The following is a 14,660-nucleotide window of genomic DNA, read 5'->3' as shown; positions in this document are numbered from 1 at the left end:
GTTAATCGAACAAGATAGTCGAATTGGTTCAATCTGCGGCAAGGATGGCGCGGTGATCACCGCGCCGGATCGCGGAGCAGGCGCGCGCCGCCGGCGGCGTCGAGGTCGAGCATCTGCGGCCGGGCGGCGTCGTAGGCGGGCCAGGCCGGCAGGCCGGGCGCGGCCGGATCGCCGGTGCGGACGAACTGCGCCAGATAGGTGCTGGCGGTCCGCGCCGCTGCCCGGTCGGTCGGGCTGGTCGCCACGCCATATTTGATCGCCGCCGTGTCGAAGAAGAAGGGGATATCCGTGGCGTGGCCGGCACCCGGCGTCTCTGGCGTCCGCACCGAGGTCGCGACATAGGAAAAGCGGTAGTAATAGGTCGGCACGCCCTGCGCCGACAGCCGCGCCGCGGTGTCGCGCGCGCCCGCGATCATATACCCGTCAGCTCCACCGATATCGGCGCTGGTGGCGCCCAGCATCACCGGCACGTGGCGGAAGCGGCCGCTGGCATAGGCGGCGGTCGGATCGGTGGTGATCAGGCCGTCGACGATCGGGCCGCTATAGGTGCGGGGATTGCCCGGCCGCGGGGCCATGGCGGCGAGGTTGAGGCCATCGACCACCGCGTCCGCCGGTAGCGCGCGCAGTTTCGCCAGCGCCTGCGGGTCGTCGGCGGCGATCCCCTTGGACGCAGCGAAGGCGACGCCGATCGCCTCCGCTTCCGCCAGGCTGGGACCAGGCGTGACGCCGGGGCCGCCCGACAGGATCACCGCCTTGTGGAACAGCGCAGGTCCGTCCGGCGCGTTCATCAGCAGCGGTGAGGTGAGCAGGTTGTGGACCGACATGCCGCCCGCACTCTCGCCGATGATCGTGACGTTGTTCGGATCGCCACCGAAGGCGGCGATGTTGCGGCGAACCCAGCGGAGCGCGGCGATCTGGTCGAGATAGCCGTAATTGCCCAGATAGGGGCCATCGGCCCGGGCGCGGGTGAGTTGCGGATGCGCGAAGGCGCCGAACCGGCCGAGCCGGTAGTTGAAGCTGACCACCATGATGCCCCGGCGCGCCAAGTCGGCGCCCGCATAGGTTGGCGGCGACGACCCGCCATTCACGAAGCCGCCGCCGTAGATCCATACCATGACCGGTAGCTTGGCCTTCGCCCCCGCCGGCTTCCAGACATTGGCATAGAGGCAATCCTCCGCCGGCGGCGTGCCGAGCGGCGCGGCGTCGCTGGGGAAGGGGAGCTGCATGCAATCATGGCCGTAGCGGGTGGCATCGCGCTCCCCGGACCAAACTGCAGCGGGCTGCGGCGCGCGCCAGCGCAATGGTCCCACGGGCGCCGCCGCGAAGGGAATTCCCTTGAACGACACCACGCCGTCTTCGCTGCTGCCGCGCAGGCTGCCGGTATCGATGCGCACGCGCGGCGCGGCATCCTGCGCGAGCGCCGGGATGGTGGCGACGATGGCCAGCGCGGCCAAGGCAAAGGCGGTACGCATCGAAAATCCTCACCCGTTATCGTGTATTTAGGTCATGCTAGCCGACCTTTCCGGACGGGGCCAGCGCTGGCGGGCGGGATAATGGTCGTAAGCCGTGGGAGACTGGCCGCGCCGGATCAGCGCGCGGCCACCAGCTTCACCAGGGAGCCGGGCTGGAGCGCCTGGTCGGGCGACAGGCCGTTGAGCGTCAGGAACCGCTCGCGCTTGAGTTGCGGCACCGCCATGCGCGCCGAGAGCGAGGCGATGCTGTCCCTAGGCCCGACCGCCACCACCCGGATCACCTGGCGGTCGCTCTCCTTGCCGTAGGGCAGGCCGTCGAGCATCCGCAGGAAGCGCGTGTCCTGCGCGGGAGCCGCCTCCGGCCGTCCGGTCGCCGCGGCAAGCTGCACCGCGCGGCGCACCCGATCCTCGCCATTGGGGTGAGTCGAGGCCCAGGTCGGCACCGATCGCCCAGCCGTGCCGGCGGCCTGCGCCGACAAGCCCGACGACGCGTCGAGCGCGCTCAGAATATCGGCGGCGGCATAGGGGTCGTAACCGGCGGCGGTCATGTAGCGGACCCCCAGCGCGTCCGCCTCATATTCCTGGTTGCGGCCATAGCGCAGCGTATAGAGCTGGGCGCCGGTGCCGACGACGCGGCTGGCGATGTTGCTGCCCGTCGCGATCCCCGCCCCCGCCGCCAGCAGCGCGCCGATGGTCGAGCGGGTGTTGCGACTGGCGGCATGGCGCGCGGCGACATGGCCGACCTCATGCCCCAGCACGGAGGCGAGTTCCGCCTCGGAGTTCATCAGCCCGAGCAATTGCCGGGTGATGTAGATATAGCCGCCCGGGATGGCGAAGGCATTCTCGATCGGCGAATCCAGCGTCGTCACCGTGAAATCGCCGCCCGCATTCGAGAGGCCGGATTCCACCGCGACCCGCCGCCCGACCCGCTCGACATAGGCAGCCTGCGGGCCGGTATAGGCGCCACCGAACTCCTTGATCAGCTGCGGATTGGCGGCCGCGCCCTGCTGCCGGTCGCCGGCCGAGATCGCCGTCGCGGTGCGGGGGCGGGGTTGCTGCGCCGTGGCCGGTGCCGCCAGCATCGCCGCCGTCGCCATCATCCCCGTCATCCAGTGCCGCATGCGTCATCCCCCTTTTGGTGCCAGAGGGAAAAGCACCGACCCGGCCCAAGTTCCCGGCCGATCGCCGCCGGGGCCGGGCCGGTGCTTGGCTCAATAACGGACGCTGACGGTGGCCAGCACGGTGCGAGGCGCGCCGTAGAAGGCCTGGTCATAGGTCAGGCCGGTCAGGTAGCGGCTGTTGGTGACGTTGCGCAGATTGGCGCTGACCGCGACCCGCTCGGTCAGGCGATAGCTGGCGAGCAGGTCGAGCAGCGCATAGCCGCCCTGCGTGATTCGCGCGGCGACGCCGGTCGCGGTGGTCGCGTCATAATAGATGCGGCTTTGATATTGCAGCGCCGCGCCCAGCTTCACCCGGTCGAAGGCGGGCGGCGAATAGCTCAGGTTCAGGCGGCCGGTGTTGCGCGGGACGAAGGTGCGGACCGGCTGCCCGTCCTCGCCATCGACGCGCATCAGCGTGTAGCCGCCCGTCACTTGCAGGCCGGGCGCGAGCTGCCCGCCCAGGTCGAGCTCGACGCCCTGCGACCGGGCGTCCTGCCCCTCGTAGAAGCTGCGGCCATCGGCGAAGCCGGCATAGGCGGCGCTATTGTCCTGGCGCGTCTGGAACAGCGCGGCGCTGGCGTTCAGCCGGCCGCCGAACCACGCGCCCTTAACGCCCGCCTCCAGATTGTCGCCGCGGATCGGCGACAGCACGCGGTTGAGCCGGTCGACCTCGGTCTGCGGATTGAAGATCGTCGCATAGCTCGCATAGAGGCTGAGATGCGGCGTGACGTCCAGCGTGGCGCCGACGAACGGCAGGAAGCGGGTATTGTCGAAATTGACCGCGGTTCCGTACGACGTGCCCGCGCTCGTCGCATGGGTCAGGTTGCCGCCCAGCATCAGCTTCAACGGATCGGCGAGGCTCAGCCGGACCAAGCCATAGGCGGTCTCGCGCCGGGTGTGCCGGTCGAGGCTGAGGTCGTAATCGCGGGCGAAATCCGGTCGGACGGCGCGGCCCGCGAGCAGGTCGGGCAGGCTGACCGGCTGGTTGATCGCGCCATAGCTGGAATATTGGCGATAGCCCTGCGCGCTGCGATTGAGGCCCAGCATCACGTCGTGCTGGCGGCCGAACAGCGTGACCGGGCCGGTGACATAGCCCTCCAGCGTCAGGTTGCGCGTCGGCGCGCGAAAGGCGCCGGGATAGTCGAGCAGGCCCTGGCCCGTCGTCCGGTCCGGATTGCCATAGACGTAGAAGAGCTGATTGTCTTCGTCGGTCGCGCGGCGGATCGCGCTCAGCCGCGCGACCCAGCCATGGCCGAGCTGATGGGTCAGGTCGCCGAAGATCTGCCGATCGACGACGCCCCAGCTCGACCATTCGGGCGCGGTGCTGTCCGACCGGCGATAGGCGATGCGGCTGCCGTCGCTGTAGAGCAGCGGCAGGGCGCCCCACAGCGCCCCCCGGCTCTTGTGGTCCTGATGGCCATAGCCGGCGCTGATCACGGTGTCGGGGCCCAGATCCGCCTCGACGATGCCATAGCCGGTCCAGCGGCGCAGGTGGTTGCGCGCCAGATAGCTGTCCGCGTCCGAATAGACGCCGACCGCGCGGGCCCGGATATGGCCATCGCTGGTCAGCGGCACACTGACATCGCCCTCCATCCGAAGCGCGTCATAGGAGCCATATTGCGCGCTGGCGGAGGCCTGTAGGTCGCGCGTCGGCCGCTTGCGGATGAAGTTGACCACCGCCGCCGGGTTGCCGGTCGACGACAACAGGCCGGGCGCGCCGCGCAGCACCTCGATATGGTCGTAGATGGCGGTATCGATCGAGCCGGTCTGGATGCCGAAGGCGAAGGGAACGCCGATGCCGTCGATCTGGAAGGTCTGGATGTCGAATCCACGCGCCGAATAATAGACCCGGTCGGTGTCGGAGAACTGCACCGTCACGCCGGGCACCGTGGCCAGCAGCGCGTTGACGTCATTGAGCTGGAAATCCTGGATCTGCGCGCGGGTCACGACGCTGACCGATTGCGGCGTCTCGCGCAAGGTCAGCGGCAGGCGGGTCGCGGTCGTCTGGCCGTCGATCGTGTAATCGTCGCTGCCTGCCGTCTGCGCGCCGGTGACGACGATCTCGTCATTGCCCCCCGCCGCGTTCGCCCGCTGCGGCTCGTCTGCCACCGTCGACCCGGTCGCCGCAGCCGATGCCAGCAACGCAAGAATAAGGTTCATTATCAATAGCTCCCTCTTCGAGAGCGTCGTACGAGCAGCAGGAAGCTAATGCAACTGGTTATCGTTAGCGAGCTTTGACTCAAAAAAGGGCGACACCGTTAAGTGCCGCCCTTGGAGCCAACTAACTGTCGAGCGGCGTCAGTCGAAGCCCAGCGCCTCGGCCACGACGCGATTGACGATGCGGCCGCCCTGGACGTTCAGCCCTTCCTTCAACGCCGGATCGGCGTCGATCGCCGCCACGCCGCGGTCGGCGAGCGCCAGGCCATAGGGCAGGGTGGCATTGTTGAGCGCGTGGCTCGAGGTCAGCGGCACCGCGCCCGGCATGTTGGCCACGCAATAATGAATGACGCCGTCGACCTCATAGGTCGGGTCTGCATGGGTGGTGGCGTGCGACGTTTCGAAACAGCCACCCTGGTCGATCGCGACATCCACCAGCACCGCGCGCGGCTTCATCAGCTTCAGCATCGGACGGGTGACCAGCTTGGGGGCGGACGCACCAGGGATCAGGACCGCGCCGATCACCGCATCGGCCTCGCCAATTTCCTGCTCGATCGACTCCAGCGTCGAGACGCGGGTGCGGACGCGGCCGTGGAACAGCTCGTCCAGTTCACGCAGGCGCGGGATGGAGCGGTCGATGATCGTCACCTCCGCGCCCAGGCCCACCGCCATGCGCGCCGCATGGGTGCCGACGACGCCGCCGCCCAGCACCACGATCCGCGCAGGCTGCACGCCGGGCACGCCGCCCAGCAGCACGCCGCGCCCGCCATTATAGGCCTTGAGCGCCGCGCCCGCGGCCTCGATGGACAGACGGCCGGCGACCTCGCTCATCGGGGCCAGCAGCGGCAGATGGCCGCGCGAGTCCACCACCGTCTCATAGGCGACGGCGGTGACGCCCGACGCCATCAGACCCTTGGCCTGCTCGGGATCGGGCGCGAGGTGGAGATAAGTGAACAGGATCTGGTCGGGGCGGAGCTGGGTCCATTCGCCGGGCTGCGGCTCCTTGACCTTCACCACCATGTCGGCGGTGGCGAACACTTCGGCGGCGGTGTCGGCGATCCGGGCGCCTGCCGCGACATAAGCGGCGTCGTCGGCGGCGATGCCCGCGCCTGCGCCGGTCTCGACCAGCACCTCATGGCCGTGCGCGACATATTCACGCACCGCGCCTGGGGTCAAGCCGACGCGATATTCGTGATTCTTGATTTCCTTCGGAACACCGACGCGCATGTCGCAACTCTCCATGGATGTTTATCGCGTCATAGCGCGCCGGCGGACGCCATGTCCCGGCGAAGTTGGCAGGTGGCTTGCCGATGGACGCGGCATTCCGCTATTCAAAGCGAAAATGACGCTCGAATCTGAAGCCCTGGACCAGGTCGATCGCAAGCTGCTGTCGCTGCTGGTGGAAAATGGCCGGGCCACGTCCTTCGCTCTGGCCGAGGCGATCGGCCGTTCGGCGACGGCGATCGCCAGGCGGCTGCGCGTGCTGGAGGAGCGCGGCGTGATCGCCGGCTATGCGGCGCAGCTCCATCACGCGGCGCTCGGCTATCCGACGATCGTCCACATCAAGATCACGTTGGAGAGCCAGCGCAAGGAAGTGCTGGAGGCGTTCGAAGCGGCGGTCATCGCCAGTCCCTCGGTGGTGCGCTGCGACCTGATGAGCGGGACGGATGATTATCTGGTGACCGTCCGCACCCGCGACCTGTCGCATTTCGCCGAAGTGCACCGGGAGGAATTGTCGCACCTGCCCGGCGTCACGCGGATGGAGTCCGGCTTCGTGCTACGTGAAGTGGTGACGCCGCGCCTGCCCGGTGGGATGCTCTCGCCTTGAGCAGGCATCGGCGCTGCTGCGGCGATCAGGTCCGGAGATACCGGAAATACCAGACCTCGTGCCCCATTCGGCGCGCCTTGCGTTCGTACCGCGTCTCCGGCCAGTCGTGGGGGCGGGTCAGGAAGTCCTGCGGTGTCGCCGCCAGCCAGGTGAAGTCGCGACGCTGGTTCATGATCATCATCGACCAGCGGCAATAGGTCGGGTCGTCGGTGCCCAGCCGGAATTCCGCGCCCGGCTTAAGCTTGGCGGCGATCAGGTCGAGCGGACCGTGATTGACCATCCGGCGCTTGGCATGGCGCGCCTTGCGCCAGGGATCAGGGTGGAGAAGGTAGAGCCGGTCCAGCGAGGCGTCGGGCAGCCGCTCGATCACTTCCAAAGCATCGCCCATATGCAGCCGGACATTGGCAAGCGCGCCGTCGCGGATATGGTTGAGCGCGCCGACGACGCCGTTCAGGAACGGCTCGCAGCCGATGAAGCCGTGGTCGGGGCGCATCGCCGCCTGACCGGCGAGATGCTCGCCGCCGCCGAACCCGATCTCCAGCTCGAGCGGGCGTTCGTCGCCGAACAGGGTCCGGGCGTCGAGCGGTCCGTGATCGGGCACGGACATGCGGGGCAGCAGATCCTCGACCAGCGCGGACTGGCCCTGGCGCAGCTTGTGGCCCTGTCGCCGGCCGTAGAGACGGCGGATGGTGGTGGGTTCGGTCATGGCGCGCGGCCTTAGCGCCCCAGCGCCCCGGAGCAAAGCGGCAGACGACCCGTTCAGCGCCTGAACAAGGACGAGGCAAGCATGGGCAAGGGTAAACGTGCCGCGAAGAAAGCGGCGGAAGCGGATCGCAAGGTCACGCACTTGGCAGCGCGGCGTGACGACGGGCCGGTCCTGCGGGCGGCGGGCAAGCTGACCGAGCTGGCCGACCAGCCGCCACTGATCGCGCTGTCCGCCGGCACGATCCTGGTGGGCTTCCTGTCCCGGCGGGGGCCGCTGGCTCGGACGGGCGTGCGGATGCTCACCGGCCATCTCCTGGCGACGGGCGTGAAGACTGTGCTCAAGAGCGGCATCGATCGCACCCGGCCGGCGCGCGCGCTGGAGGAGGGGCATCATCTCGGCAAGGGCAACGGCGCGGACGATCCGTCGCTCAACTCCTTTCCCTCGGGCCACACCGCCGGCGCGGTGGCCGTGGCGGAAGCGATTGCCGCCGGGCATCGTCGGGCGGCGATCCCGGCGCGGCTGGCGGCGGCGGGCGTGGCGGCGCTGCAACCCAGCCGGGGCAAACATTATGTCAGCGACGTACTGGCCGGCGCGGTGATTGGCCTGGCCGCCGAGCGGCTGGCGCGGGCGATCCTCGACCGGGCGGAGACGGCGATCGGGGCGCGGGTCAGCCTTTCGGCGCGCCCATCGTGATCGGCGGGCCTTGGTTGCGACTGTCGGGCTCGGCATGGAGCACCCGGTCCACCACCTGGTCCGGGCGGGGCAGGCCATCGAACGTGCCATAGCTGCTGGCGCTGCTGTCGACATCCTCCAGCATCACCGTGAACCGGTCCCCGACGTCGGATCGCAGCATGGTGGCCAGGGCGGGGGAGACGGCAACGCTGCGGCCGGCGTCGCCCAGTGCCACGACATAGCCGGTCCGCCCCGCCGCCCGGTACACGGCATAATCGACCGCGCTGCTGTCGTCGCGGCACCAGAGGCTCGGGCGCGCGTCGGCCGGGATGGTGGCGGACCGATATGACAAGCCCAGGACGGAGGCGTTGGCGGTTTCGTCCATTTCGGGCTTGCGCAGCTTCGCCTTCGCCCAGGCCAGCGGCTGCGGGCAGGCGCGAATCGGCTGCGCGGCGGGCGCGTCGGGAACGGCGGCGGGCCAGCGGATCGCTGCGATCAGCCGGGTCATCGCGGCGTCCAGCTCGGCCAGGTCACCATCCTGGCGGCTGAGCCGCACCGCCAGCAGCCATGGTCCCACCGGCAGCATGGCGAGCCCCGTCGCCGGATAGGCACCCTTGCTGGCGCGATAGACGCGACGCAGCGCCGAGGCGGTGCCGCTGCCCGGCGGCGCGAAGGCGACCGGATCGGCGCTGTTGGGCGCGGTGTCGCCAAGTATGTCGTTGGCGCCGATGGCCGCCTCCGCCCGGTCGAACCACAAAGGCACGCTGGCGATGGCGGGGCGATAGAGGAACAGGGTGGCGATCGTCGCGCGCGTCGGATCGGCGAAGCTGATCGTGACGTCGCGCTCCTGGCTCGTCGAATCCGACAGGCGGGTCCGCGCCATGCCGTCGAGCGTCGACGGCAGGATCAGCCCGCTCTCGGCATGGCGCCAGCCCTGGCCCGCGGGCACCGCCAGGTCGCGGGCCCGGGCCATGGAGGGCGACAGGCACAGGACCGCGAGCGCCGCCGCCGTCCAGCCCATTCGCCGGATCAATGCCATGGTAAGCCTCTCCCAATGCTTTTGGGAGAGGCTAGTCGCCTCGGCGGCGGGGCACAATGGCCGGTGATGGCCGTGCCCCATTCCCACGCTGCCCCGTGTCCCGGCTTTTCGCTGGACCACGGGGGCGCGTTCCAGACGGGCGCGACGTCCGCCGGTCAGGCGGCGACGGCGGCCTTGAGCTGGTCGACCAGATCGGTCGCCTCCCAAGTGAACAAGCCGTTCTCCGCCTCACGGCCGAAATGGCCATAGGCGGCCGACTTGACGTAGATCGGCGCATTCAGCTTCAGATGCTGGCGGATGCCTTTGGGCGTCAGGCGGACGAGCTGCGGCAGCACCTGCTCCAGCTTCGCTTCGTCCACCGTGCCGGTGCCGTGGGTGTCGACATAGACCGACAGCGGCTCGGCGATACCGATCGCGTAGCTGAGCTGGATGGTGCAGCGCTTGGCCAGGCCCGCGGCGACGACGTTCTTCGCCAGGTAGCGCGCGACATAGGCGGCCGAACGGTCGACCTTGGTCGGGTCCTTGCCGCTGAACGCGCCGCCGCCATGCGGGGCCGCGCCGCCATAGGTGTCGACGATGATCTTGCGGCCGGTCAGGCCGGCGTCGCCGTCCGGGCCGCCGATCTCGAACGCGCCGGTCGGGTTGATATAGACCTTGGTCGCGTCGGTGACGAAGCCGTCGGGCAGCACGCTGGTCAGCACGCCAGTGACATAATCCTTCAGCACGTCATACTTGGCCGGATCGGCATTCTCGCCCTGCAGGCAATAGCCGGCCTTGTGCTGGGTCGAGACGACCAGCGCGGTGGCGCGGACGGGGACGCCATTCTCATATTGCAGCGTCACCTGACTCTTGGCGTCCGGCTCCAGGAAGGGGGCCTTGCCCGAATGGCGGTCGGCCGCCATCGTCTCCAGGATCTTGTGGCTGTAATAGAGGGTGGCCGGCATCAGGCCGGGGGTCTCGTCCGTGGCATAGCCGAACATGATGCCCTGGTCGCCCGCGCCCTCGTCCTTGTTCGAGCCTTCGTCCACGCCCATCGCGATTTCCGCGGACTGACCGTGCAGGTTGTTCTCGAAGGTGAAGGTCTGCCAGTGGAAGCCCGACTGCTCATAGCCGATCTGCTTCACCCGGTCGCGCACCGCCGCCTCGATTTCCTCGAGCGCGCCGGGGGCCCATTCGCCATGTTCGTACACGCCCTTGCAACGGATTTCGCCCGCCAGCACGACCAGGTTGGTGGTGGTCATCGTCTCGCAGGCGATGCGCGCCTCGGCATCCTTGGACAGGAACAGGTCGACGATCGTGTCGCTGATCTGATCGGCGACCTTGTCCGGGTGACCCTCGGACACCGACTCCGACGTGAAGATATAGGAAGAGCGCATCAAGGCCTCATAACGATATAAAGATAGCTTTATATGGGGTACCTAGCGGCGGCGGCGGCGAATGGCAATCGCGGCGACGAAGAACAGCAGTGCGACGATCGCCGCCATGGCGTTGCCGACGCGCGAGAACAGGGTCGGCGGCAGCGCGGGCGGCACGGGTAGCTCGATCGCGCCCGCCGTCTCGTGCGGGACCGTCGCGAGCAAGGTGCCGTCCGCGGCGATGATCGCGCTGATCCCGGTCGGGGTGGCGCGCACGATCGGCACGCCCTCCTCGATCGCGCGCATCCGCGCCTGCGCCAGATGCTGGGGCGGGCCCCAGCGACCGAACCAGGCGTCGTTGGAGGGGTTGAAAAGCAACCGGGGACGACGGGCCTCGTCCACCACCGCGCCCGAGAAGATGATCTCGTAGCAGACCTGGATGCCCACAGGTCCGAAGCCCGGCCATTCGATCGCGCGCGGGCCGGGGCCCGGAGTGAAGTCCATGTCGCCGGGCACCAATCGGGCGAGCCCCAGCGGCTTGAGCAGCCACGGCATCGGCAGATACTCGCCATAGGGGACCAGATGCGCCTTGTCATAAGTGCCGTGGAGCTCAGCATCCGGGCCGATCGCCAGCACCGAGTTGGCGGCGCTGACGATCCGGTCGCGATCGTCGAAGCCCAGGCGCGGAGCGTTGGTCAGCAGCAGGTCGCGCGGTCCCAGCCCGTCGGCGATGCGGGCGCGCAGGCCAAAGGGCCGGCGATCGGCATAGACCCAGTCGGGATAGCCGCTTTCCAACAGGTCGGTCACCAGCCCCTCCGGCCAGACGACCAGGCGGGGTGCGGGGCCGGGGCGGCCCGACAGCCGGATCAGCGTCTCCAGCGAACGCTCGGCGGCGTTCACCCGGGCCTCGTTGCCGATATTGGGCTGCACCACACGGACGCGCGGTGCGTCGGGCGCGGCGGGGCCGGGGCGGGTGCGATAGCCGAAGGGTTGCAGCAGTAGCGGCACGATCAGCGCGACCGCCGCCGTCCATCGACGGCGGCGCCACAACAGCAACAGCGCGCCGGCGAAGGCGATGGTCAGGCCCGACAGCGCATAGGTGCCGATCCAGGACGCGATGTGCGCGATGGCCTGGTCCGGCACCCAGATCACGCCCAGCGGGTCCCAGGCATAGCCGGTGAAGATCACCGCGCGCAGCCACTCGGTCGCGATCCAGGCGGCGGCGAAGACCAGCACATAGGGCAGGTCGGGGCCCGCCTTGCCGCGTGCGCGCCACGCGATCCCCGCCGCCGCCATCGGATAGACCGCCAGATAGAGCGCCAGGGCGACCGCGGCGAAATAGCCCAGCACCGGCGGCATCTTGTCTTGGAAATCGAAGGCGTGCTGGAACCAGTTGTTGTTGACGGTGAAGTGGCCCAGCCCGAACAGCCAGCCACGGGCCATGGCCGTCCGCAGCGACGCCGCATGGTGGACGATCGCCATCCAGGCGGCGAGGCAGGCGATCGACAGCGGCCACCAGTCGAGTGGCGCGAAGCCACAACTGGCCAGCGCGCCAAGCAGCACGCAGGCGAGGCCCGGAGAGCGAAGCAGGGCGGGAAGGCGCAAGGTCACATCATTGTCCTGATCGGGGCCATGGTGTCCGCCCTTGCCGCCGCTTCTCGGCGCCAGCAAGTCCGGGGTGGCGAAAAGCCGGGCGGGCATTACGTGTTGGTGCATGACGATTCGGCCTTTCCACCTCGCCTTTCCCGTTCATGACCTCGTCGCCGCGCGCGCCTTCTATGGCGGCACGCTGGGCTGCGCGGAGGGCCGGTCGAGCGATCACTGGATCGACTTCGACCTTTACGGCCACCAGATCGTCGCGCATCTCGATCCCGGGGCGCGGGCGCTGGCGGTGGAGAACGCGGTCGACGGCCATCAGGTGCCGGTGCCGCATTTCGGCGTGGTGCTGACGCCCGCGGTCTGGCGCGCGCTCGCCGACCGGTTGGTGGCGGCGGGCACGCGCTTCGTGATCGAACCCTATACCCGCTTCGCCGGCGAGGCGGGCGAGCAATCGACCATGTTCTTCCACGATCCCAGTGGCAATGCCTTGGAGTTCAAGGCATTCGCCGACGACTCGATGATCTTTGCGAAGGACTGACCATGGGCACCCCGATTGCGATCGACATCCCCCATTCGCTCGGCAAGGAGGGCGTACGCCAGCGTCTGGACGGCGGTATCTCGCGCATCACCGAAAAGATTCCCGGCGGCGGCGTCGTCCAGCATCGCTGGGACGGCGACACAATGCACTTCACCGTCACCGCCATGGGCCAGAGCATCGCCTCGACCGCCACGGTCTTCGCCGACAGGGTGCATGCGGTGGTCGACCTGCCGGCGTTCCTGCGCCTGTTCGCGGGCAAGGTGAAGGAGATGATCGAGCGCGAAGCCCCCAAGCTGCTGAAATAAACCTGCGCGGCGAAAGGGGCGAAACGATGGTGCGGCTCGGCCGAGACGGCGGCGTCATACCAGCAGCGGTTCGACGCATCGGCGTCGCCGCCAGGGCAATGGCGTATTTCCTATGGGGATCATCGTCGCGTTTCGGGCGCGCAGATCAGACGGGATCGATCCCCCTTTGCGGTCCGGCCGAGAGCGCCGGCCATCGCTGGCGTGGCGTCGCGGGATGCGCGCCCTCGTGCCGCGCCGCATCGTCTTGGGCGAAGAGTGGCGGGTGACTCCCACCCATCCCCTGGCCGAAACCTTTCTGGCGCAGCGCCCGGTGCTGCTCCGCTATCTGCGCGCGCGGGGTGCGGCGGAGGAGGCGGAGGACCTGCTCCAGGATCTATGGCTCAAGCTGGCATCGACCAGCGGGCAGGGGGTCGAACGCCCCGAATCCTACATGATGCGCATGGCGCATAACCTGATGCTCGACCGGGCGCGGGCGACGCGGCGGCGATTGACCCGCGACGACGATTATCACCGCGACGGTGCGGAAGACGGGGCCGCACCTTCCGCGCTCGCGGACTTGATCGCGCGCGAGCGGCTGGATCAGGTCGACCGGCTGCTCGCGGCGCTGGGCGAGCGGACCGACCGCATCTTCCGCCGCCACCGGGTCGAGGGCGTGGCGCAGCGCGACATCGCCGCCGAGCTCGGCATTTCGCTGAGCGCGGTCGAGAAGCATCTTCAAAAGGCGTACCGCGCCATCGCCGCCTGGCAGCGGGGTGACGGAGCCGTTTCGGGCGAGGCGCGGACATGACCGGCGCAGCGTCGCATCGGCTGGCCGAGGCGCTCGACTGGGCGCGACGGCTGCATGATCCCGATTTCGCGGATTGGGACGGGCATCTCGCATGGTTGGAGGCCGATCCGGCCAATGCCGCCCTGTTCGATGCCGTGTCGCTCGACCTGGAAGCGGCGACGGCGGGCCTCGCTCCCGAACCCGCGCCGGAGCCCTTGCCCGAAGCCGCCAACGACAACCCGCCGGCCGGTGTCGGCCGCCGCTGGTGGCTGGGCTCGGCCCTGGCCGCGGCCCTGGTCGGGGTGATCGGCATCGCCGGCTGGACCTTTCGGGCGGAGGCGCCGTCATCGCCGCTGACCATCGCGACCGCACTGGGGCAGACGCGCGCCGTTCGGCTGGCGGACGGCACGCAGGTGGCGATGAATGGCGGCACGACGCTGCACGTCGATCGCGCCACGCGCGCGGTATCGTTCGGCGAGGGCGAGGCCTATTTCGACGTGGTGCATGACCCCGCGCGGCCGTTCCGCTTGCAGATCGGCGCGGCGAGCGTCGAGGATATCGGCACCGCCTTCAACGTCCGCCGGCACGACAAGATGATCGAGGTGGCGGTGCGTACGGGGGTGGTGTCCTTCGATCCCGATGGCGGCACCGAACCGGACGACGATGCGGTCATCCTGAAGGCCGGCCAGGCGATCCGGATCGTCGACGATCGCGGCGCGGTGCGCCGGGTCGACCGGGCGTCGGTCGGCGGATGGCGGACCGGACAGTTGAGCTATGGCGACGTCGCGCTGTCCGAGGTCGCGAACGACCTGTCGCGTGCGATCGGCCAGCCGGTGCGCCTGGCACCGGGGGACGGGATGCGCCGGTTCAGCGGGACGTTCAAGGTCGATGCCGATGCCGCGACCAGCGTCCGACGCTTCGCGGCAATCAGCGGGATGCGCGCGACGCGCGACGGCGCCGGCTGGCGGCTGACCCCAGAAGGCTGACCCCAGAAGGCTGACCCCAGAAGGCTGACCCCAGAAGGCTGACCCCAGAAGGCTGACCCCAGAAGGCTGACCCCAGA

The 14,660-nt window shown here is 69.1% G+C and carries 14 protein-coding genes; 6 read left to right on the top strand and 8 right to left on the bottom strand.

What is annotated here, in order from left to right; all coding sequences use genetic code 11:
• Positions 1 to 56: 56 nt before the first annotated feature.
• From GGQ96_RS12955 to ald, 4 genes are all read right to left on the bottom strand, one after another.
• Positions 57 to 1,472, bottom strand: a complete 1,416-nt coding sequence (locus GGQ96_RS12955; RefSeq protein WP_184115399.1) for a carboxylesterase/lipase family protein — start codon at positions 1,470 to 1,472, stop codon at positions 57 to 59.
• Between the two features lie 116 nt (positions 1,473 to 1,588).
• Positions 1,589 to 2,593, bottom strand: coding sequence for a M48 family metalloprotease (locus GGQ96_RS12950; protein WP_246360542.1), 1,005 nt, complete (start codon positions 2,591 to 2,593; stop codon positions 1,589 to 1,591).
• Positions 2,594 to 2,683: 90 nt separating this feature from the next.
• Complete coding sequence (locus tag GGQ96_RS12945; protein ID WP_184115397.1) at positions 2,684 to 4,792, bottom strand: TonB-dependent siderophore receptor; 2,109 nt, start codon at positions 4,790 to 4,792, stop codon at positions 2,684 to 2,686.
• 138 nt (positions 4,793 to 4,930) lie between these two features.
• Positions 4,931 to 6,016, bottom strand: a complete 1,086-nt coding sequence (gene ald / locus GGQ96_RS12940) for an alanine dehydrogenase (protein ID WP_184115395.1) — start codon at positions 6,014 to 6,016, stop codon at positions 4,931 to 4,933.
• A 115-nt stretch (positions 6,017 to 6,131) separates the two neighbouring features.
• On the opposite strand from ald, the gene GGQ96_RS12935 reads away from it, so the two are divergent.
• Positions 6,132 to 6,617, top strand: coding sequence for an Lrp/AsnC family transcriptional regulator (locus GGQ96_RS12935; RefSeq protein ID WP_184115393.1), 486 nt, complete (start codon positions 6,132 to 6,134; stop codon positions 6,615 to 6,617).
• A 25-nt stretch (positions 6,618 to 6,642) separates the two neighbouring features.
• Here the strand turns inward: GGQ96_RS12935 and trmB are convergent, their stop codons facing one another.
• Positions 6,643 to 7,323, bottom strand: a complete 681-nt coding sequence (trmB, locus tag GGQ96_RS12930) for a tRNA (guanine(46)-N(7))-methyltransferase TrmB (RefSeq protein WP_184115391.1) — start codon at positions 7,321 to 7,323, stop codon at positions 6,643 to 6,645.
• Between the two features lie 81 nt (positions 7,324 to 7,404).
• Between trmB and GGQ96_RS12925 the strand changes: the two genes are divergently transcribed.
• A complete protein-coding gene (locus GGQ96_RS12925; protein ID WP_184115389.1) occupies positions 7,405 to 8,016 on the top strand; it encodes a phosphatase PAP2 family protein in 612 nt (203 codons plus the stop codon).
• Here GGQ96_RS12925 and GGQ96_RS12920 read toward each other — a convergent pair.
• The 3 genes from GGQ96_RS12920 to lnt all read right to left on the bottom strand — a co-directional run bounded on the left by GGQ96_RS12920 (position 7,991) and on the right by lnt (position 12,000).
• A complete protein-coding gene (locus GGQ96_RS12920) occupies positions 7,991 to 9,034 on the bottom strand; it encodes a hypothetical protein (RefSeq protein ID WP_184115387.1) in 1,044 nt (347 codons plus the stop codon). The two genes, GGQ96_RS12925 and GGQ96_RS12920, sit on opposite strands and share 26 nt — an antisense overlap.
• A gap of 155 nt (positions 9,035 to 9,189) precedes the next feature.
• The gene (metK, locus tag GGQ96_RS12915) at positions 9,190 to 10,410 is read right to left on the bottom strand and encodes a methionine adenosyltransferase (protein WP_221239959.1); all 1,221 of its coding nucleotides are present in this window, start codon (positions 10,408 to 10,410) and stop codon (positions 9,190 to 9,192) included.
• A gap of 42 nt (positions 10,411 to 10,452) precedes the next feature.
• On the bottom strand, positions 10,453 to 12,000 hold the full coding sequence (gene lnt / locus GGQ96_RS12910; protein ID WP_343059042.1) for an apolipoprotein N-acyltransferase: 1,548 nt from the start codon (positions 11,998 to 12,000) through the stop codon (positions 10,453 to 10,455).
• 103 nt (positions 12,001 to 12,103) lie between these two features.
• Between lnt and GGQ96_RS12905 the strand changes: the two genes are divergently transcribed.
• The 4 genes from GGQ96_RS12905 (at position 12,104) to GGQ96_RS12890 (ending at position 14,583) form a co-directional block, all read left to right on the top strand.
• On the top strand, positions 12,104 to 12,526 hold the full coding sequence (locus GGQ96_RS12905) for a VOC family protein (RefSeq protein WP_184115382.1): 423 nt from the start codon (positions 12,104 to 12,106) through the stop codon (positions 12,524 to 12,526).
• Between the two features lie 2 nt (positions 12,527 to 12,528).
• Positions 12,529 to 12,831, top strand: coding sequence for a polyhydroxyalkanoic acid system family protein (locus GGQ96_RS12900; protein WP_184115381.1), 303 nt, complete (start codon positions 12,529 to 12,531; stop codon positions 12,829 to 12,831).
• 214 nt (positions 12,832 to 13,045) lie between these two features.
• Positions 13,046 to 13,618, top strand: a complete 573-nt coding sequence (locus GGQ96_RS12895) for an RNA polymerase sigma factor (RefSeq protein ID WP_184115380.1) — start codon at positions 13,046 to 13,048, stop codon at positions 13,616 to 13,618.
• The gene (locus GGQ96_RS12890; protein ID WP_184115379.1) at positions 13,615 to 14,583 is read left to right on the top strand and encodes a FecR family protein; all 969 of its coding nucleotides are present in this window, start codon (positions 13,615 to 13,617) and stop codon (positions 14,581 to 14,583) included. Before GGQ96_RS12895 ends, GGQ96_RS12890 begins: the two co-directional genes overlap by 4 nt.
• Positions 14,584 to 14,660: the final 77 nt, after the last annotated feature.

The sequence above is a fragment of the Sphingomonas abaci genome, assembly GCF_014199625.1.
GTDB classification, from domain to species: Bacteria; Pseudomonadota; Alphaproteobacteria; order Sphingomonadales; family Sphingomonadaceae; genus Sphingomonas; species Sphingomonas abaci.
The sequence above is the reverse complement of the archived record's forward strand: the minus strand, read 5'-3'. Positions and strand labels throughout refer to the sequence as shown.